The sequence below is a fragment of the Burkholderia sp. Ap-955 genome, from assembly GCF_011753045.1.
In the GTDB taxonomy this organism is placed as follows: domain Bacteria; phylum Pseudomonadota; class Gammaproteobacteria; order Burkholderiales; family Burkholderiaceae; genus Burkholderia; species Burkholderia lata_D.
On record NZ_VWWH01000047.1, the window covers coordinates 34968 to 54486 of the forward strand.

Genomic DNA, 19519 nt, shown 5'->3' on the forward strand with positions numbered 1-19519 from the left:
CGGTTTGTTTTCTAAGCAGAGGCGAGAATCGCGATGGCAAAGACGACAGGCGGAAAGAAAGCAACAGGCAAGGGCTCGACGGAGCCGACCAAAAAGGTCACAGCGGCCAAGTCTGCTTCTTCCACCAGGACAACGTCTTCAGCCACGTCAGCCCCAGCAGGAAAGAAAACCGCGGCCGGCACTGCTCAGGCTGCGCCGGCGCCGGCAGCCAGAACACGGGCTGCCGCCAGACCCGACTCCGGGCCGGCCAAGCCGGCGGCGAAGCGGGCAAGTGCGAAAAGCGCAAGGGACACGACTGCCGCCGCGGACGAAACGGCAGTACGTACTACTCATGCACCCACGGTTCAACCGGCTGTCGTCCAGCAGCCGCGAGTCGATATAGCCGGTACGGCGAACTCCATGACCAAAAAGCTGAACGAAGTATCCGTCGAAGACGACGCAAATCAGAGCGACGAGCAGCCCGCAGCAGCAGCGGCTGCACCGGGCAAATCCAAGGTGCGAGATCGTCGCGCCAAGGAGAAGGCGCTACTGAAGGAAGCGTTCGCGACGAGCACGCCGGGTACGGCCGAGGAGCTCGAAGAGCGCCGCGTGAAACTGCGCGCGCTGATCAAGCTCGGCAAGGAGCGCGGCTTCCTCACGTACGCCGAAATCAACGACCACCTGCCGGACAACTTCACCGAGACCGAAGCCCTCGAAGGCATCATCGGCACGTTCAACGACATGGGCGTGGCGGTCTACGAGCAGGCGCCGGACGCGGAAACCCTGCTCCTGAACGACAACGCGCCCGCCGCGTCGTCGGACGATGAAGTCGAAGAGGAAGCGGAAGTCGCGCTGTCCACCGTCGATTCGGAATTCGGCCGCACGACCGATCCGGTCCGGATGTACATGCGTGAAATGGGCACGGTCGAACTGCTCACGCGCGAAGGCGAAATCGAGATCGCGAAGCGGATCGAGGACGGTCTGCGCCACATGGTGATGGCCATCTCCGCGTGCCCGACGACGATCGCCGACATCCTCGCGATGGCCGAACGCGTCGCGAACGAAGAGATCCGCGTCGACGAGCTCGTCGACGGCCTGCTCGACCCGAATGCTGCGGACGCCGCCGATACCGACGGCTTCTCCGCGAAGGAAGCGGAAGCCATCGAGAACGAGGACGAGGAAGCCGAAGAGGAAGAGGAAGAAGAGGAAGAGGAGGAAGATGACGGTGCCGCCCAGGCATCCGCCAACGCCGCCCAGCTCGAAGCCCTCAAGCGTGCCTCGCTCGAGAAGTTCTCGCAGATCAGCGAGTGGTTCGACAAGATGCGTCGCGCATTCGAAAAGGAAGGCTACAAGTCGAAGGCCTACCTGAAGGCGCAGGAAACGATCCAGACCGAACTGATGACGATCCGCTTCACCGCGCGTACCGTCGAACGCCTGTGCGACACGCTGCGTGCGCAGGTGGACGAAGTGCGTCAGGTCGAACGCCAGATCCTGCACATCGTCGTCGACAAGTGCGGCATGCCGCGCTCGGAATTCATCGCGCGTTTCCCGGGCAGCGAGACCGATCTCGACTGGGCCGAGAAGATCATGGCCGAAGGCCATTCGTACAGCGCGGTGCTGTCGCGTAACATTCCGGCGATCCGCGAACAGCAGCAGCGCCTGCTCGACCTGCAGGCGCGCGTCGTGCTGCCGCTGAAGGACCTGAAGGAAACCAACCGCCAGATGGCGGCCGGCGAACTGAAGGCGCGCCAGGCGAAGCGCGAAATGACCGAGGCGAACCTGCGTCTCGTGATCTCGATCGCGAAGAAGTACACGAACCGCGGCCTGCAGTTCCTCGACCTGATCCAGGAAGGCAACATCGGCCTGATGAAGGCGGTGGACAAGTTCGAATACCGTCGCGGCTACAAGTTCTCGACCTATGCGACGTGGTGGATCCGCCAGGCCATCACGCGCTCGATCGCGGACCAGGCGCGCACGATCCGTATTCCGGTTCACATGATCGAGACGATCAACAAGATGAACCGCATCTCGCGGCAGATCCTGCAGGAAACCGGTCTCGAGCCGGATCCGGCAACGCTCGCCGAGAAGATGGAGATGCCGGAAGACAAGATCCGCAAGATCATGAAGATCGCGAAGGAGCCGATCTCGATGGAAACGCCGATCGGTGACGACGACGATTCCCATCTCGGCGACTTCATCGAGGACACCAACACGGTCGCGCCGGCGGATGCCGCGCTGCATGCGAGCATGCGCGATGTCGTGAAGGACGTGCTCGATTCGCTGACGCCGCGCGAGGCGAAGGTGCTGCGGATGCGCTTCGGTATCGAGATGAGCACCGATCACACGCTCGAGGAAGTCGGCAAGCAGTTCGACGTCACGCGTGAGCGGATCCGTCAGATCGAGGCCAAGGCGCTGCGCAAGCTGCGTCACCCGAGCCGTTCCGACAAGCTGAAGTCGTTCCTCGAAGGGAACTGATTTCCAGCGTCTCTCCTGCGAACGCCGCCGGCATCCGCGTGATGCCGGTGGCGTTTCTCTCCTTTGTTGTTACAATGCCGGCCCGGCTTCTTCGTCGGGGCAGCGTGTGACACGCTTCGCTTCTCATCAGGGCTTGTAGCTCAGCGGTTAGAGCAGTCGACTCATAATCGATTGGTCGCGGGTTCGAACCCCGCCGGGCCCACCAGATTTCATGCGCGCGATTGCGCGGCATGCCGAAAACCCGCGATGGCTTCATGCGTCGCGGGTTTTTCTTTGCGTGGACGCGTGACCCATGTCGTGATCAGGAAAGTACCGGGAAAGTGCCGCGCCGTCGTCAATCGAAGTATGCTGTAGCGCGGCCGTTCCACGCGCGACACCGGTTGCGGTCGAAGGAAAACCAGACAGCCCCGCGATCCATTCGGCGGCAAGAATAAACAGACTTCGGCCGGGAGTGGGATGGCAATCATGACCATGCTGCGTTCGTGGGGTGCGCTTCTTTCGTTGCTGGCGCTCGTTGCATGCGCGAGCCTGCCGCCGCAGGCCGAGCGCGCGCCGACGCACGCGTACACCGATACGGACAATACGCGGCTGGGTGTCGCGTTCCAGCAGCAGGCCAGCACGCATCCGGGGCAGGACGCGTTTCATCTGCTGACCGATCCGGTCGACGCACTGGATGCGCGCGTGTTGCTGGCCGATCGCGCGGACCGCTCGCTCGACCTTCAGTACTACATCTGGCACGACGATCTGACCGGGCACGAACTGGCCGACGCGATCATTCGTGCGGCCGATCGCGGCGTGCGCGTGCGTGCGCTGCTCGACGATCTCGGCACGAACGCGGACGACCGCAAGCTGCTCGAGATCAGTTCGCATCCGAACATCGAGATCCGGCTCTTCAATCCGGTCGCCACGCGCCGGTTCAAGAAGATCGGCACGGTGTTGGAGTTCTCGCGCGTCAATCGTCGCATGCACAACAAGGCGATGATCGCGGACAACCAGGCGGCGATCGTCGGCGGCCGCAATATCGGCGACGAGTATTTCGGCGCATCGTCGATGCTGGAGTTCGGCGATCTCGATGTCGTCGTTCACGGCCCGGTCGTGAAGAACATCTCGACCGAATTCGATACGTTCTGGAATTCCCCGTACGCGTATCCGATCAGTGCGCTGGTCGGGCATGACGCGGCACCGGGCGGGCTGGACCGCGAGCGTGAACGGTTGCGCGACTACCTGAGGGCGATGGAGGACAATCCATACGTGCTCGAGGCTCGGCAGCGGCTCGACCGGATCGTTCACGGGCAGGGCACGGAACTGTCGTGGGGGCACGCGACGGTGCTGTACGACGATCCGTCGAAGATCGCGCACGCACCGAAGGACAGCGACGGGCACCTGATGCCGCAGTTGCGGGCGCTCGCATTGCAGCCCGAACATGACCTGCTGATCGTGTCGCCGTATTTCGTGCCGGGCAAGGAGGTCGTCGAGCGGCTGCGCGCACTGACGGCGCGCGGCGTGCGCGTGACGGTGCTGACCAACTCGCTTGCGTCGACCGACGTGGCGGCCGTGCATGCGGGCTATCGGCACTACCGAAGCGATCTCGTGGCCGCAGGCGTGCGGCTTTACGAGCGGCGGCCGTCGGGCGACAAGAGTATCTCGAAGCAGGTCATCATCGGGTCGTCGCGTGCGTCGCTGCATGCGAAGACCTACGTGTTCGATCACAAGAGCATTTTCATCGGGTCGATGAATCTCGATCCGCGCTCGCTGAACCTCAACACGGAGATCGGCGTTTACTGCGAGAGTCCGGCGATTGCGTCGCAGGTGGCCAACGATCTGGAAGCACGGCTCGATCGAATCGCGTGGCGCGTCGAGCCGAGGACCGATCCGGCGGGCAAAGGGCAGCTCAAGTGGATTCAGACCGATTCGGACGGCAAGGTCACCGAGCTCGATCACGAACCGGAGGTGTCGGCCGCGCGGCGGATGGAAGTCTGGTTCCTCGGGCTGTTTCCGATCGAATCGCAACTGTGAGCGGCGCTGCCGCGCGCGACATTCAGCGGCGCGTGCGGCCGTGCTGCTCGATGACGGCCGCGAGCTGCATCGTCGCGGTCTCGATCGTCGTGTCGCTCAGCCCGGCGTACCCCAGCACGAAGCCGTTGTACGGCCGGCCGTCGCCGACCCGATAGCTGCTCAGCGGCTGAAGCAGCAGGCCATGCGCGGCTGCGGCGCGGGCGACGTCGGTATCGTGCAGCGGCATCGCGAGATCGGCCGACAGATGCATGCCGCCCGGGCTTTCGCGAACGCTCAGCACCGTGCCGAGGTGGCGGGCGAGTGCGGCTTCGAGGCTGCTCCGCCGCTCGGCGTACAGCGTCCTCATCCTGCGCAGGTGTCGTGCAAAGAGGCCGGTGTCGATGAATTCGGCCATCGCCAGTTGATCGGCCGAGTGGCCGCGATGGACGAGTTCGCGCAGCGTGCGGGTGAAGCGTTCGACCAGCGTCGGCGGAACCACCATGAAGCCGAGTCGAAGGGCGGGAAACATCGTCTTGCTGAAGGTGCCGAGATAGCAGACCGGTGCGTCGGCATCGAGGCCCTGGATCGCGGGTAGCGGCTGGCCGCCGTGGCGGAACTCGCTGTCGTAATCGTCCTCGATGATCCACGCGCCGCACGCACGTGCGTGCTCGACCAGCGCCGCACGCCGGCGGGGGCTCATCAGCGCGCCGAGCGGGTATTGGTGCGACGGTGTCGTATAGATCAGCCGGGGCGGCCGGGTGCGCCACTGTTCGTCGGTTGGCGCCATTCCTTCGTGGTCGACCTCGATCTGCACGAGATCCAGGCCGGTCGACCGGAATGCGGTTCGGGCGCCGTTGTAGCAGGGGTTCTCGAGCCAGCCATATTCACCGGGATTCGCGAGCATGCGCGCGCACAGTTCGAGGCTGCTTTGCGTGCCGTCGGTGATGAATACCTGGCCTGTTTCGCAGCGCACGCCGCGCGAGACCCGGATGTAGGCGGCCACGGCACGCCGCAATTCGGGCAGCCCTTCGACCGGGCCGTAGGCGAGCTGCGCGGGCTTGATGGCTCTCCACGCGCGCTCGATGCAACGGCGCCATTGGGCGACGGGGAATTCATCGAGCGAAGGGAGGCCGGGAACGAACGGCAGCATGCGTTCGGGTTCGGGATCGGCGTTCTCCAGCCCGTGCACGCGCTCGGACAATCGAACCGGGGCCGGGCCGCATTCGGGCCCGGTGCTGGAACGGCCGCACCCGTCCCATAGCGTGATCGTCCCGTTGCGCGTGGCCGCCACGAAGCCTTCCTCGGCAAGACGCTCGTACGCATAGACCGCCGAGTTGCGCGCGATCCCCAGCTCGGCCGCGAGCACGCGCGTTGACACGAGCCGCGTGCCGGGCGGGAGGTGCCCGTCCAGCAGCAGGTTGCGCAGGCTCCGGTAGAGGGCTTCCTGCTGGCTGTGGCGTGTCGTGCCGTCCTGTCTGGAAAGCGATGAGACGAGCAGCGCGAGATCCATGGGCTGGTTCCAGAATTTTTTGGTGAGCTGGTTCTTTTGAAGATTCGACGCGCATCGTATCGTTCACGTTCGCGTGGTGCCGGCCAGTGTGCGGGCATGTCCAGCGATCGTCACGGATAGCCGCGTGCGCGTATTTTGATCGATTTGCCAAGCGACTGTCGATGGGCCGATCGACCGGTCATTCGCGCGTGCAAGCTGTAGCGTTCGATGCCATTAACTTCGTAGTGCAAATATATTTCGAGTGAATGCCTGCGCGTTGCCGAAACGCGGGCCGCTCGATGCGCGCAAGGGCGTGCAAACAGGAAAACGAAACATGAAAGACCAGACCGTCATCTCCCCCACATCCCGCACCACCATTCGCCGCCTGCCGGAGCTGGCAAGCCACGATCGCGAGGTGCTTCATCGCATCGTGGACGAGGCCTACGTGTGCCACATTGCATTCGGTTCGGGCGAGGACACGCACTGCATCCCGACCGCGCACTGGAGACGGGGCGATCACCTCTATATTCACGGGTCGAACGGCAGCCGGATGATCAAGGCGCTGGCTGCGGGTGCACAGGCCTCCGTCGCGATGACGTTGCTGGACGGTCTCGTGTTGGCCAGGTCGGCCTTCAACCATTCGATGAATTATCGATCCGCGGTGATCTACGGGCGGTTCGAGATGGTGGAGCGTAGTGCGGACAAGCTGGTGGCGCTGGATGCATTGATGGACAAGATCGCTCCGGGTCGCAAGCATGACGCGCGGCCCGGCAACGAGAAGGAAATCAATGCGACCAGCGTGCTGCGGATTGCGCTTGTGGAAGCAGCGGTAAAGGTCAGCGATTCAATGCCGTCCGACAAGGACGAAGATCTCGCACTCGCTGTCTGGACGGGGATCCTGCCGCTGAAGATGGCGCGCGGCAGGCCGGTTCATGCCGACGGCAACGTGCCGGTGCCGGATTATGTCCGGAACTGGGAGGAGTAAGTTACACGGCAAGGCCGTGCGGTTTCGCTGAAACGGTGGCGCGCGGAATCCATGCTGCGTTCGGACGGCAACGGGACGCGGTTTCGCCGGCCGGTAGCGCGAATGCCGCGCTGCCGTCGCGGCGTGCATTTCACTCGGTGCGGTGCTCATGCGTCTCGTGTGGCGGATGCGACTCCGCAGGGTGCGGATGCGCGGCGTGCGCCTGCTGCATGGCCTGCTGCCGCTCCTCGCGCATCGCGCCAGGCCGCGAAGGCCTTGCGGCCCCCGCGGGTTGTTCGAGCGATCACATCCGGTTCCATGCATGCGCTGTAGTGCGCATGCGGAACCGGGGCGGTCATCTTTCCATCAGCGTGCGAAATCCGATGTGCTCTGGATGAACGTGTTCAGCTTCGAGATGTTCACGCTGCCGAAGCCCGTCGTCGCGTCCCAGCCGGCCTTCGCCTTGTAGCCGTAGGTGCCGCTGCCGTTGTTGCCGGACGTGACGTCGTGCAGCAGCGCCGCGTTGCTCGGGAAGTACTTGTAGATGCTCGACGCGGGGAACCCGAGCGCATTGTTGTTCGCGGACTGCAGTCGCGCCCAGATCCCCGTGAAGATCGGTGCGGCGAGGCTCGTGCCGCCTTCGTTGTTGAGGTAGCCCGAGCCCCACAGCGTGTCGGACGTCTGGCCGTTGACGACGAGAATCGCGCCGGTGCGCAGGTCCGCGTCGAAGCCGACATCAGGCAGTGCGCGCTTGGTCGATCCCGTAAGGCTCGACGATTGCCACGACGGTGCGGCTTCGTACTTGCTGTACCCGCCGCCCGTCGACCACACGGTGCCCGGCTGCCAGCTCGGATCGTTCCAGACGATCTCGCTGTTGTACGCGTTGGTCGACGTATTGGTGAACAGCGTCGTGCCGCCCACCGCGATCACGTACGGCGACGTTGCCGGCTCGCTCACCGTGTAGGTCGAGCGCGACGGCGTACCGCTCGCACATTCGTACGCGCCATGGTCGCCGGCGGATACCGAGAAGGTCTGCCCCTGCGCGACTGCCTGCTTGAAGATGGTGTCGTCGGTGGCCTGCGAGCCGGTGCTGTTCGCGGACGATTCGCACACGCCGAGCGACACGTTGATCACCTTTGCGACGTTGTCGGTCACGGCCTTGTTGTACGCGGCGGTGATTGCCGTGAGCGTCATCGACGGTGCGACGTAGAACACGACCTGCTTCACGCTGCCGCCGGCCGTGCCGACGATTGACTGGCTGTCGAGGTTCCATTCGACGGTGCCGTCGGTGTCGGTGTACGAGCTGCCGGACGGGCCCGTCTTCACGATGCTGCTGCTGATCGTGCCGAGGCCGTTGTTTGCGGCGAACGTATTGAGGTCGCTTACCGTCTGCGACAGGTCACCTTCGGAGATGATGCCGACGGTGGTCTGCGAGGCGGTCGGCGTGCCGTCGCCGCCGTAGATCGACGAGAATTCGGTCGGGTTGTGCGGCACGGCCGATGCGCCGGCCGGAATCGTCAGGTTGCTGGTGTTGCCTTGCGGCTGGCTACCCGCGCCCGTGTGCATCAGCTCGACGTTCTGCAGGCCCAGCACCGAACCCACGACGCCGCCGATGGCGTTCGGCACTTGCGCGGCGTCGGTATTCGCGTAGACGCTGCGGCCGTTGCGCGTGAAGCGCTTGAGCGTCGTGCGGAACGCGGACTTGATGGTGGCCGCGGTGCCGGACGCGGAGACCAGCAGACGGTTCGGCGCGACGACGATGTTCACGAAGCCTTCCTTGCGCAGATGCGCGACGACCGAAGCGACCTGCTGGTCGGTCGGCGCATATTGCGACGCGAACTGCGCCGGCGTGAGGAACTGCCGGTAGTGCGGCGAACCAGGCGTATGCAGGTCGTGCAGATACTGGTCGAGTTGCGCTTCGTTGCGCAGGTTCAGCCCGAGCACGATGTCCACCGACTCGCCCGGCGCCATCTCGACGGCTGCTGCTGCCGCGGCGGCCGTGCTCGCGGCGGGCGCGCCGGCCGTACCGGCTTCGCTCTGCTGCACGAGCGGCAGGAAACCCTTGGTGTGCGTTTCCGTCCAGCCGGCCGCAGGCGCGGCGTGGGCGGTCGCCATGCCGAACGATGCGGCTGCTGCGGCGGCGAATGCGAGTTTGACGAAGCGACGGTGCTTTTGATTCTTGTCTGCAACCTGATTCATTTGAATTACCCCTCCGGTTGAACATCGAACTGCACGTACAACAACGGTCGACAGCGGTGCGGGTCATGCACCGCCGATTTCTGTCGCATGCGTGCGGATGGCACGGACGCGACAGGGCCTTTCGCCCGATCCGGAAAGGTGTCTTTTCTCCGGGGGCGAAATACGGAAAACGCGGTAACGGGAAGGCGGCGCCGCGACACGGCGCAACTGCGCCGGACGTGACGCGGGCGGGATTGCTAGAGCAACAGTTTCGTTGTCCTGCTCATTTGATTCGATCCTTCGGCCCGCTGCCGGATGGCAGTTGTCCAATGAGATGCATCGGGATGTTGCGTGCGCCGGCGCGCGAACGATACGGCCGGCGGCGAGCACTGCGGTGCGGCGGAAGCGAAAAAAACGTAGAGCGGAAGCGATTGCGTAGTGAGCAATTCGTCAGATTGCTTGCATCGGACGGTATCAAGAACGAAAGCGAGGTGTCAAACTTTTTTTGATTATATGAAACTAAATTAAAGCGAATAGGCGCAATGTTTTTGAAAATATTGGCAGTAGTTTGTAATATTCGAGGCCGCCAAAGAAAGTAATGCGGAATTCGATTTGCCGATCGTTTCTGGTTTGACGCGTAATGGGTGCAATTGACCGATCGTGTTCGAGGCATGACTCGAATCGCCGGATGCCGTGAAGCAACGCGAGTCCGCGGACATCAGGAAGCAGGGCATGAGGCTACTGCCTCGCACCTGCATGCCGCAGCGCGTCCACGGCTTCCGTGTTGTCGTGCGACCGCGCGAGCTGCAGCAGCGACTGACCGCGCCGATCGACATGATTCGGGTTCGCGCCACGCGCGACGAGGAGCGGAATCAGGTCGAAGCGATTGAACAGCGTGGCGAATCCCAGCGCGGTTTCCCCGGCGCCGTTCGTCTGGTCGATCGGGCATTGCGTCTCGATCAGGCGCCGCGCGATGTCGGGTTCGTTCTTGAAGAGGGCACCCATCAACGCCGTATTGCCGTGGCGGTCGCCGGCGCATGCGTTTGCGCCGGCCGACAGCAGGTAGTCGAGCGCTGCCGGCTGGGCGTCGTAGGACGCGAGTATCACGGCCGTAAAGCCATGGCTGTCGGTGGCATCGACGGGATAGCCGGCGTCGTGCAATGCTCGCAGGATGTCGACGCGTCCGACACGGGCGGCGTCGAACCAGTCGCCGTCGTAGCGGCGCAGTGCGGCAGGGTCGGCCGGCGTATACGCCGGCCGGTCGGGAAGGTGCGCGCAACCGGCGAGCGCGGCCAGCGCCAGGGCTGTTGCGGTGGAGCGGATCGCGCGCGTCAGGCGTTCGGATTGCATGAGGATGTCCTGATGGGTGGGTAGGGTCGACGTGCGAGGCGCAACCCCGCACGTCGACGGCGACCGGAGTCGCGGGATCAGTTCTCGCTCAGCTTCGCTGCGAGCGCCTGCACTTGCCCGATGTCGGCATGTACGGCCTGCGCGAGACGCGTGCCGTAATCGGCATCGGCCTTGTAGAAGTACGACAGCATTGCGTACTGGTTGTGCGCGTTCGTCACCTTGCCGAGATCGCCGGACAGCGCGGTGATCAGGTCGTCTTTGTCCTGCTGCGACAGGCCGCGGTAGTACTCGCCGGCCTGGCGGAACCGCAGCTTCTTGTGGATCGCTTCCTGCTGCGTCGTTCCGCCGAGCGTCATGCGCACGGACTTGTATTGCGGATCCGGCGCGAGTTCATGCAGCGTCGACGGTTCGTAGTTCACCTCGCCCTTGCGGTCGCCGGCGTTCATCTTGCCGTCCTGGTTGTTGTTGACCATCGGCACGACGGGCCGGTTGATCGGCAGGTCCATGTAGTTCGCGCCGAGCCGGTACATCTGCGTATCGGCGTACGCGAACAGCCGGTCCTGCAGCATCCGGTCTTCGGACGGCTCGATGCCGGGCACGAGTCGCGACGGTGCGAACGCCGATTCCTCGGTCGACTGGAAGTAGTTGTCGGGCACGCGGTTCAGCGTCATCGTGCCGATCTTGCGCTCGGGCACACCGGTCCAGACCTTCGTATCGTCCAGCGCATCGAAGTCGAAACGGTTCAGGTCCTGCGGCGTGAGCACCTGCACGTACAGATCCCACTTCGGGAAGTCGCTTTGCTTCAACGCGCCGTACAGGTCGTTCGTCATCATGTTCCAGTCGCGCCCGATCGATGCGGCGATGTCTTGCGGACGCAGGCCGTGCACGCCTTGCTGGCTTTTCCAGTGGAATTTCACGTAGTGCACGTCGCCGTGCGCATTGACGAACTTGAACGCGTGTACCGCGAAGCCGTCCATGTGACGATACGAATCGGGCATGCCCGCATTCGTGTACAGCATCGTCAGCATGTTCGTCGCTTCGGGCGTGTGTGCGAAGAAGTCGAATGCGAGGTTCGGGTCCTGCACGCCGGTCACGGCACTCGGCTTGTTCGCGTGAACGAAGTCGGGGAACTTGATGCCGTCGCGAATGAAGAACACGGGCCAGTTGATGCCGACCATGTCCCAGTTGCCCTGTTGCGTATAGAACTTCACCGCGAAACCGCGCGGATCGCGCGCCTGTTCAGGCGAGCCGCGATAGCCCATCACGGTGGAGAAGCGCACGAACACGGGCGTGCGGGTGCCGGGTGTGAAGACCTTCGCTTTCGTCAGGTTCGAGATGTCGGCGGTCGGCACGAACTCGCCGAATGCGCCGGTGCCGCGTGCATGCACGACACGTTCCGGAATGCGTTCGCGATCGAAGCGCTGCAGTTTCTCGATGAGTGCGGAGTCTTGCAGGAGCACGGGGCCGGCAGGGCCGGCCGTCTGCGAATTCTCGTTGTCGCCGACGGGGGCGCCCGTGTCTCGCGTGAGTTCGGCGGCATGGGGAGACGCGGAAAGTGCAACGCAGATCGCGGCGACTGCGTGTCTCAGCACGCGACGGGAGGATGAGGACATGACGATGGAACTCCTTGAATCCGATCGGTGGTGGGGAAGCCGACTGAATTAGAAGAGATCGTCAGACGATTGGCTAATTGATATTCGATATGTTTCCGATAGCGACGGCGTCGATACGGCGTGAGCGCGGTTCTCATCGGCGCGGGCGATGAATATTGTTGCGCGCGCAATGAGTTGTTGCGTCGCGTGCCGTGAAGCGATCAGCAAGCGTCGAACGCGGACTCATTGAACGCGCGATGCCTTGCGTGAATTTTTGCGATCCGGATGTCTGGCATCGGTGCCGCAGCAGCCTCGACGAACCCGGCTGCGCGGCACCGAACAACTCGGCATCATCCCGCGCCAGCCTGCCACCCGAGCCCGAGGTTCTTCTGCAGCGACACGTAGTCCTTGATCAGCTCGGCCTGCCCGGCGATCACGTTCTGTTGCGCGGACAACGCTTCGCGTTGCGTATCGAGCAGGTCGATCATCGATGCGACGCCTGCACGATAACGCTCGTCCATCAGCGATCGGGAATGCACGGCCGATGTCTGCACCTTGGTGAGCGCAACGACATGCTCGCGCTGGTGCCCGTAACGCTGCAATGCCGTGTTGGCGTCCTGCAAGGCACCGAGCACCGCCTTCTGATAATTCGCTTCCGCCTCGTCTCGCGATGCTTCGGCCGCGCGCACTGCACCGCGCGTACGCCCGAAGTCGAGAATGTTCCATTGCAGATACGGCGCGCCGACCCAGGTGAAGTTCTGCTTGCGGAACAGGTGGCCCGGGTCCGTCGCGCTGAAGCCGAGATCGCCGAGCAACGTCACCTTCGGGAAATAATCGGCGACGTGCTCGCCGATCTGCGCATTGCTCGAAGCGAGCCGGCGCTCGGCCGCGCGAATGTCGGGGCGCTGTTTCAGCAGCGTGGCCGGATCGCCGATCGCGACGCTGCTGGGTAGCGTCGGCAGCGGCGCATCCGGTGTCGACAGCGCCGCGTCGAGCGCACCGGGCGCACGGCCCGTCAGGATCGCGAGCCGGTCGAGCGATTCCGTCACCTGCGCGTCGAGCGGGATCAGCGATGCGCGCGTGCTTTCGACTTGCGTCGTCAGGCGTTCGATGTCGACATCCGCGGCAACGCCACGCGCGCGACGCTGCTGCGTGAGTTCGAGCATCGTCTGCTGCAGCTCGGCAGTGCGCCGCGACAGCGCAAGCCGCTGCTGTTGATCGCGCAGGTCGATATACGCGTTAGCGACTTCGGCAGCGATCGACACCTGCGTGTCGGCGAGATCGGCGTCGACCGCTTCCGCTTGCGCAGATGCTGCTTCGACCGCGCGGCGCGTACCGCCGAACAGGTCGATTTCCCAGGTGGCGTCGAAGCCTGCCGAATAGAGCAGCAGCGGGCCCGAGCCACCCAGCGACGGCGAGGTGCCACCCGATTGGCTCGAACCGTTGGACGGCAGCAGCGAACCGAGCGCGCTGACATCCGGCTCGCGCATGCGGATGGCGGCGACGGTGGCCGACGACTTCGGCAACTGGGCCGCACGTTGTTGCGAGAGCTGCGCGCGCGACGCGCGCAAGCGGGCTTGTGCGGCGTGCAGATCGGGGTTGTACGCGAGCGCGGCGGTGATCAGGTCGTCGAGCTGGCGATCGTTGAGCGCGCGCCACCATGCGCTCGGCGCGGGCGCGGCGGGGTCGACGCCGGAGGCCGGCGCGCGCACGAAGGTCGGCGCATCCGGTGCTGCGGGCGCGCCGCGATAGTCGGGGCCGACCGTGCAGCCGGCGAGCAGGCATGCGGCCGCGCACAGCGTGAGCGCGGGGCGGCGGGGCAGGGAGAAGGGTTTCATCGCGTAAGACGGTTCAGTGGCCGGACGACATCGGCTGCGGCCCGCGCGGCGTTCTCAGCAGCAGCGCGAGCGGCACGCAGGCAAGCAGCGCGAGGCCCAGCAGGTAAAAGGTTTCGGAATAGGTCATCACGATCGCCTGGATCTGGATCTGCTGCGCCAGCTGTCCGAGCGCGCGCATGTTCGAATACGCGAGGTCGCCCGTGTGCGAGAACCAGTTGGCCGCATAGGCCGACAGCCGGTCCTGCCCGATCAGCGAGTTCGCCGTCACCGATTCGCGGAGCGCGGCCGTATGGAAGGTCGTGCGCCGGTCGATCACGGTGCCGATGATCGCGAGCCCGATCGAGCCGCCGAGATTGCGCGCCATGTTGTAAAGCCCGGCGGCATCGCCCGAGTCTTCGCGTGCGACGGCCGCCATCGAGGCCTGGTTGAGCGGCATCATCGCGAGCATCTGCGCGACGCCGCGGATCAGTTGCGACCAGACGAAGTCGTGGCCGACGCTCTGCGCGGTCAGGCTGATGTCGAGCATGCAGCTCAGGCAGAACAGCAGCAGCCCCGAGATCACGAGGATGCGGAAATCGACCTTGCCGAGCAGGCGCGGCAGGATCGGCATCACGAGGAAGGCGGGCAGCCCCGACAGCAGCATGATCGCGCCCGCCTGTTCCGCGTTGTAGCCGGCGACGATCGCCAGGAACTGCGGCAGCAGGTAGGACACGCCGTACAGCCCGGCACCGACCGCGGACACGATCACGATCACGCTCGCGTAGCGCGGGTTGCGCATCAGCGACAGTCGCATGATCGGCCGCTTCGCAAAGATCTGCGACAACGCGATCAGGATCATCCCGGCGAGCGACACGAGGCTCAGCGTGACGATCATCTGCGATTCGAACCAGCGTTCGCGCTGGCCTTCCTCGAGCACGACGGTGAGCGAGCTCAGACCGATCGCGAGGCCGAAGATCCCGAGCCAGTCCGCGTTCAGGAATGAATGCCATTGCGGGCGGTCCGACGGCAGCCCGAATATCAACAGCGCCATCAGCAACAGGCACACCGGCAGGTTCAGGAAAAAGCACCAGCTCCAGCTGACGTTCTCCGCGAGCCAGCCGCCGAGCACCGGGCCGAACAGCGGCCCGAGCAGTACGATCAGGCCGAACAGCGTCATGCCGACCGGCAACTGCGACAGCGGCAGCCGCGTGCGGATGATGGTTTGTGCAGTCGGGATCAGCGCACCGCCGGTGAAGCCCTGGCCTATCCGGCCGGCGATCATCATCGGCAGCGAATGCGACCAGCCGCACATCATCGAGAACGCGATGAACAGCGCGGAGTTCGTCAGCAGGAAATTGCGCAGCCCGAACACGCGCGTGAGCCACGCGGCGAGCGGAATCATTACGATCTCCGACATCAGGTAGCCGGTCGAGATCCACGTGCCTTCGGTGCCGGTCGCGCCGATTTCACCCTGGATTTGCGGCAGCGCGGAGTTCGTGATCGAGATGTCGAGGGTCGCCATCAGCGCGCCGAGCGCGCCGGCGGCGACCGCGATCCAGTCGGTCACGCTCGCACGGCCTTCGTGCGGCGGCATGGGCATCGTGGCGGACGGTTCAGCCATGATGCGTCTCGTCGCGGGCCGGGCGCGTATCGACGTCGACCGTCACCGACAGCCCCGGCAGCAGCATGCGCTGCGCGCGGGCGTCCGCGGCGAGGCGGATGCGCACCGGCACGCGCTGGACGATCTTCGTGAAGTTGCCGGTCGCATTCTCGGGCGGCAGCAGCGCGAATTGCGCGCCCGTGCCGGGAGCGAAGCTGTCGACGACGCCGGACAGCGCGCCGTCCGGCAGCGCGTCGACGTGCAGTTCGACGGGCTGGCCGATGCGCATGTTGCCGATCTGCGTTTCCTTGAAGTTCGCGACGAGATAGATCGCGTCGACGGGCACGACGGTCAGCAGGCGCGTGCCGGGCTGCACGTATTGACCGACGCGCACCGTGCGATCGCCGACGCGGCCGGCGAGGGTGCTGCGCACGATCGTGTTGTCGAGGTCGAGCTGCGCCTGTGCGGCGCTGGCCTGCGCGGCTTCGAGCTGGGCGCGCGCCTGCTGGAGCTGCGCGGTGAACGACGCGATCTGTGTGCGGGCGGCGGCGATCGACGCATTGTTCGCGGCGAGCGTCGCGGCCGCCTGATCGCGCGTGCTCTTCAGGTCGGCCACGCGTTCGTGCGTTTCCGCGCCGGTCGCGGCGAGCGGCGCATAGCGCGCGTATTCGTCGCTGGCGTGCTGCGCGTTGATACGCGACACCTTCGCCTGTGCGTCGGCTTGTTCGAGATTCGCATGCTGCTGGCTGATGTCGGCCTCGGCGCGTGCGATGTCGGCGCGGCGCGCGTCGACGGTCGCAAGCGACTGTGCGAGCGCGACCTGGTATTGGCGGACGTCGAGCCGCACGAGCGGATCGCCGGCCTTCACGGCCTGGTTGTCGCGCACGTACACATCGGTCACGTAGCCGGCGACCTTCGGCGCGGCGGTCATGCTGTCCGCCTGCAGGTACGCGTCGTTGGTGCTTTCGATGAAGCGGCCGACCGTCCACCATCGGCCGAGCCAGACGGCGCCGCCGATCACCGCAAGCACGGCGACGACGAGCAGGACGCGCCGTTTCGTGCCGTTGCTGTTGCGCGGGGTTGTTCCGTTTTCCTGACGATTTGCTTTCTGTGGCGAATCTTGCAGCGTCGACATGCTGGCATCCAATTTATTCCAAGTGGAAGAATTATTCCAGTTGATAAAATTGTGTCAAGTAGAATGTCGGTCGATCGAATGACGAGGAAGGCATGAACGAAGCGAAGAAGCTGCGCCGTACGTCGGCGGGCGGCTACGCCCGTGGCGACGAAACGCGCCAGCGGATCATCGAGGCGGCGATCGAACTGTTCGGCGAGCGCGGGTTCGCGGGCGCATCGACACGCGAGATCGCCGCGATGGCCGGCGTGAACGCGCCGGCGCTCCAGTACTACTTCGAGAACAAGGAAGGCGTGTACCGCGCGTGCGTGGAGACGATCGCTGAGCACGGCTGGGAAGTGTTCGCGCCGTCGGTCGGCCATGCGTGGGCGATGCTCGATGCGGACGCGGACGTCGACGTGCTGATCGATGCGTTCGTCGGGCTGCTGCGCGCGCTGTCGGACCGGATGTTCACGGCGCCGAAGACGATGAACCAGCGGATGTTCTTTGCACGCGAGCAAGGCGGCCAGGAGCCGGCGAGCGCGAGCGAAATCCTGATGACGCGCATGCGCAAGCCGCTCAACGACGTGAGCGCCGAACTGATCGGCCGCATCTCGGGGCGGCCGGCCAACGATCCCGTCACGCGCTTGCGTGCGCTGAGCCTGTTCGGGCAGATCACGGTGTTCCACATCGCGCAGCGTTCGGCGCTGCAGCTGCTCGAATGGGAGGCATTCGAAGGCGAGCGCGCGGAATTGCTGATCGACACGATTGCCGAGCAGACGCGGGTGCTGCTCCAGCAATGGCACGCGCAGCGCGACGCATTGGCCGCCGATCCTGAAGCCGGCGCAAAGCGGGAGCCGGGCGCGACGGCGAAACGTACGGCGAAGGCGGGGGCGTCGACGCCCGCCGCGAAAGGCCCGCGGCGCGGGAGCAAGCCCGCCGCGCGTTGAACGCGGCGCGCCGTCAGCCCCCGTCCGGCTTGTGCTCCGGGGCGGCCGGCGACCGCGGCCGGGCCGTCACTTCGGCAGCATGGCCGTTGCCACCGTGGCCACTGTTGTTGCCGTTTTCGTCATCGACCACCGGCCGCGATCCGTCCGCGTACGCAACGACGCTGCGCTGCGGATTGGCGATCCGGATGCCGCGCTCGCGGAACGTCTCCGCGATCCGCCGGTTGAATTCACGCTGCACGCTCCAGCGCGTCGAGTCCGTGCATTGCATCTGTCCGGCCAGCGCGAGCGTCGCGCCGTCGACCTGGTCGATACCCCAGTAGCTGAAGTCCGACAGGATGCCGTCGCGGTATTTCGGATCGTCGCGCAATGCGGCACCGATCTCCTTCAGCGTCGCGATCGCGCGATCGATATCCTCGCCGTAGGCAATGCTGATCTTGACGGCCGCGTTGCCGAGCCCGCGATTCGTATTGTTGACGGTCGTCACCGAGCTGAACGGGATCGTGTACAACGATCCGTCGCCGGCGCGCAGCCGCACGGTGCGGATCGACAGGTACTCGACTGTGCCCGACACGCCGGCGAGCGTGACCCAGTCGCCGACCTGCATCGCGTTTTCCATCAGCAGGAAGATCCCGGTGATGAAATCCTGCACGAGCTTTTGCGAGCCGAAGCCGAGCGCGACACCGAAGATGCTGGCGCCGGCAAGCAGCGGGCCGACGTTCACGCCGAGCTGGCTGAGGCCCGTCAGCACGACGACGAGCGCGATCATCACGAACAGCAGCGTGCGCAGCATCGGCAGCAGCGTGCGCAGCCGCGCCGCGCGCATGAGATTGCCTTCGCGCGTCCATCGTTGCAGGCGGCGCTCGATTGCGATGTTCGCGGCTTCCCACACGATGAGTGCGACGATGGCCGCGATGGCGATGGTCATCAGCGCCGACGCGAGCCGGTGGCCGATCGTGCCGGTTTCGAACGCGCGGAAGATCGGCACGCCCCAGATCTGCAGCAGCAGCACGATGGTCACGATGCCGATCGCGCCCGACACGAACTGGCGAAGCAGCGGGTAGTAGCGGTATGCGTGCAGATGGACGAGCGTGCGGTCTTCGTCGCGGCGCTGGAACAGGCGCGCGAGCGCGCCGAACACGACGATCGACACGATCCGCATGCCGATCATCACGGCGATCGAGCGGCCGCCGAGCGTGATCAGCACGCGGTAGCCGTTGTGGACGTCAAGCGCCCACACGAACCACAGCGCCATCACGATGAAGACCGAGACGGGCGCCCACGCGTCCGCGAGCGCGTTGGCGATCATCGTGAACGACGGACGATCCTCGCCGGCCGCGCGGATCCGCGCGGCGACCGGCAGGCGGCACTGGAGGATCAGCGCCGAGATCATCAGGTGCCCGACGAGTGCGACGGCTTTCAGCAGCGCGACGTGAGCGGCGTCGCTGAGGCCGAAGCTCGCGGCGATCTCAACCGCGGCCGTACAGGCGCCGACCACGATCACGATCCGCGCGATCGAGCGTTGCGCGAAGTCGGCCCATGCGTCGCTGATATGCAGCAACCGCAATTGCCGCGCATCGGGCTGGAAGAACAGCCGGCTGACGATCGTGACGAGCCGGCAGATCACGTAGATGTCGATCAGCGCTTCGAGCGCGGATTCGACCGGGGCGTCCGTATCGCCGATCAGCGACATCGTCAGGCTCGCGACGCCGACGAACACGAGCAGCGGCACGGCACGCAACGCAAGGCTGACGAGCGCGCGCGGCATCCGGTGCAGCAGCGTGGTGTGGCGGCGCGCGTGGCCGCGGCCTTGCGACGATGCGGGCGCGGCGTTCGGGGTGTCGGGCGCATCGGGCGGGGCGGCTGTGCCCGGTGGCGCGTCGTCGTCGTCGAGCGTCGCGGAGTCGGGTGTAGCGGATTCGGGCGCGGTGCGGCGCGACGTGTCGGCGCGCCGAGTGGCCACTGCGGCCAGCGCGCGTCGCAGCAGCCGCTTCGCGAGCCATTCGACGAGGAGCGCGGGCA

The 19519-nt window shown here is 65.3% G+C and carries 12 protein-coding genes and 1 tRNA gene; 5 read left to right on the forward strand and 8 right to left on the reverse strand.

Annotated features, from left to right (window positions below; all coding sequences use genetic code 11):
- Nucleotides 1–33: 33 nt before the first annotated feature.
- The 3 genes from rpoD (at nt 34) to F3J15_RS22950 (ending at nt 4470) form a co-directional block, all read left to right on the forward strand.
- Nucleotides 34–2454 (forward strand): RNA polymerase sigma factor RpoD, encoded by a 2421-nt coding sequence (gene rpoD / locus F3J15_RS22940; protein ID WP_081052572.1) that lies wholly within the window; start codon nt 34–36, stop codon nt 2452–2454.
- A gap of 129 nt (nt 2455–2583) precedes the next feature.
- A tRNA-Ile gene (locus tag F3J15_RS22945) sits at nt 2584–2659 on the forward strand.
- A 260-nt stretch (nt 2660–2919) separates the two neighbouring features.
- Nucleotides 2920–4470, forward strand: coding sequence for a phospholipase D family protein (locus tag F3J15_RS22950; RefSeq protein WP_089448399.1), 1551 nt, complete (start codon nt 2920–2922; stop codon nt 4468–4470).
- 22 nt (nt 4471–4492) lie between these two features.
- Here the strand turns inward: F3J15_RS22950 and F3J15_RS22955 are convergent, their stop codons facing one another.
- Nucleotides 4493–5959: a PLP-dependent aminotransferase family protein gene (locus tag F3J15_RS22955; RefSeq protein WP_166894239.1), complete on the reverse strand. Its 1467-nt coding sequence runs from the start codon at nt 5957–5959 to the stop codon at nt 4493–4495.
- 313 nt (nt 5960–6272) lie between these two features.
- Here F3J15_RS22955 and F3J15_RS22960 point away from each other — a divergent pair, with 313 nt between their 5' ends.
- Nucleotides 6273–6923, forward strand: a complete 651-nt coding sequence (locus F3J15_RS22960) for a pyridoxamine 5'-phosphate oxidase family protein (RefSeq protein ID WP_166894241.1) — start codon at nt 6273–6275, stop codon at nt 6921–6923.
- A 345-nt stretch (nt 6924–7268) separates the two neighbouring features.
- Here F3J15_RS22960 and F3J15_RS22965 read toward each other — a convergent pair whose 3' ends face one another.
- From F3J15_RS22965 to F3J15_RS22990, 6 genes are all read right to left on the reverse strand, one after another.
- Nucleotides 7269–9101, reverse strand: coding sequence for a S53 family peptidase (locus tag F3J15_RS22965; RefSeq protein ID WP_166894243.1), 1833 nt, complete (start codon nt 9099–9101; stop codon nt 7269–7271).
- Nucleotides 9102–9818: 717 nt separating this feature from the next.
- Nucleotides 9819–10430, reverse strand: a complete 612-nt coding sequence (locus tag F3J15_RS22970; RefSeq protein ID WP_166894245.1) for an ankyrin repeat domain-containing protein — start codon at nt 10428–10430, stop codon at nt 9819–9821.
- 77 nt (nt 10431–10507) lie between these two features.
- Nucleotides 10508–12043: a catalase gene (locus F3J15_RS22975; RefSeq protein WP_166894247.1), complete on the reverse strand. Its 1536-nt coding sequence runs from the start codon at nt 12041–12043 to the stop codon at nt 10508–10510.
- A gap of 329 nt (nt 12044–12372) precedes the next feature.
- Entirely contained in the window at nt 12373–13860 is a 1488-nt protein-coding gene (locus F3J15_RS22980; protein WP_166894249.1) for an efflux transporter outer membrane subunit, read from the reverse strand.
- A 13-nt stretch (nt 13861–13873) separates the two neighbouring features.
- On the reverse strand, nt 13874–15460 hold the full coding sequence (locus tag F3J15_RS22985; RefSeq protein ID WP_069251104.1) for an MDR family MFS transporter: 1587 nt from the start codon (nt 15458–15460) through the stop codon (nt 13874–13876).
- The gene (locus tag F3J15_RS22990; RefSeq protein ID WP_166894251.1) at nt 15453–16574 is read right to left on the reverse strand and encodes an HlyD family secretion protein; all 1122 of its coding nucleotides are present in this window, start codon (nt 16572–16574) and stop codon (nt 15453–15455) included. The genes F3J15_RS22985 and F3J15_RS22990 overlap by 8 nt, the downstream gene beginning before the upstream one ends.
- A gap of 92 nt (nt 16575–16666) precedes the next feature.
- Between F3J15_RS22990 and F3J15_RS22995 the strand changes: the two genes are divergently transcribed.
- Nucleotides 16667–17500: a CerR family C-terminal domain-containing protein gene (locus F3J15_RS22995; protein ID WP_166894253.1), complete on the forward strand. Its 834-nt coding sequence runs from the start codon at nt 16667–16669 to the stop codon at nt 17498–17500.
- A 13-nt stretch (nt 17501–17513) separates the two neighbouring features.
- Here the strand turns inward: F3J15_RS22995 and F3J15_RS23000 are convergent.
- On the reverse strand, nt 17514–19519 hold a 2006-nt coding region (locus F3J15_RS23000), incomplete at its 5' end, for a mechanosensitive ion channel domain-containing protein (RefSeq protein ID WP_166894255.1).

What these genes read in the sequence shown, in the direction of transcription:
- rpoD (WP_081052572.1), top strand. Translation starts at nt 34, where the DNA reads ATGGCAAAGACGACAGGCGGAAAGAAAGCAACAGGCAAGGGCTCGACG.
- F3J15_RS22950 (WP_089448399.1), top strand. Translation starts at nt 2,920, where the DNA reads ATGACCATGCTGCGTTCGTGGGGTGCGCTTCTTTCGTTGCTGGCGCTC.
- F3J15_RS22955 (WP_166894239.1), bottom strand. Translation starts at nt 5,959, where the DNA reads ATGGATCTCGCGCTGCTCGTCTCATCGCTTTCCAGACAGGACGGCACG.
- F3J15_RS22960 (WP_166894241.1), top strand. Translation starts at nt 6,273, where the DNA reads ATGAAAGACCAGACCGTCATCTCCCCCACATCCCGCACCACCATTCGC.
- F3J15_RS22965 (WP_166894243.1), bottom strand. Translation starts at nt 9,101, where the DNA reads ATGAATCAGGTTGCAGACAAGAATCAAAAGCACCGTCGCTTCGTCAAA.
- F3J15_RS22970 (WP_166894245.1), bottom strand. Translation starts at nt 10,430, where the DNA reads ATGCAATCCGAACGCCTGACGCGCGCGATCCGCTCCACCGCAACAGCC.
- F3J15_RS22975 (WP_166894247.1), bottom strand. Translation starts at nt 12,043, where the DNA reads ATGTCCTCATCCTCCCGTCGCGTGCTGAGACACGCAGTCGCCGCGATC.
- F3J15_RS22980 (WP_166894249.1), bottom strand. Translation starts at nt 13,860, where the DNA reads ATGAAACCCTTCTCCCTGCCCCGCCGCCCCGCGCTCACGCTGTGCGCG.
- F3J15_RS22985 (WP_069251104.1), bottom strand. Translation starts at nt 15,460, where the DNA reads ATGGCTGAACCGTCCGCCACGATGCCCATGCCGCCGCACGAAGGCCGT.
- F3J15_RS22990 (WP_166894251.1), bottom strand. Translation starts at nt 16,574, where the DNA reads ATGTCGACGCTGCAAGATTCGCCACAGAAAGCAAATCGTCAGGAAAAC.
- F3J15_RS22995 (WP_166894253.1), top strand. Translation starts at nt 16,667, where the DNA reads ATGAACGAAGCGAAGAAGCTGCGCCGTACGTCGGCGGGCGGCTACGCC.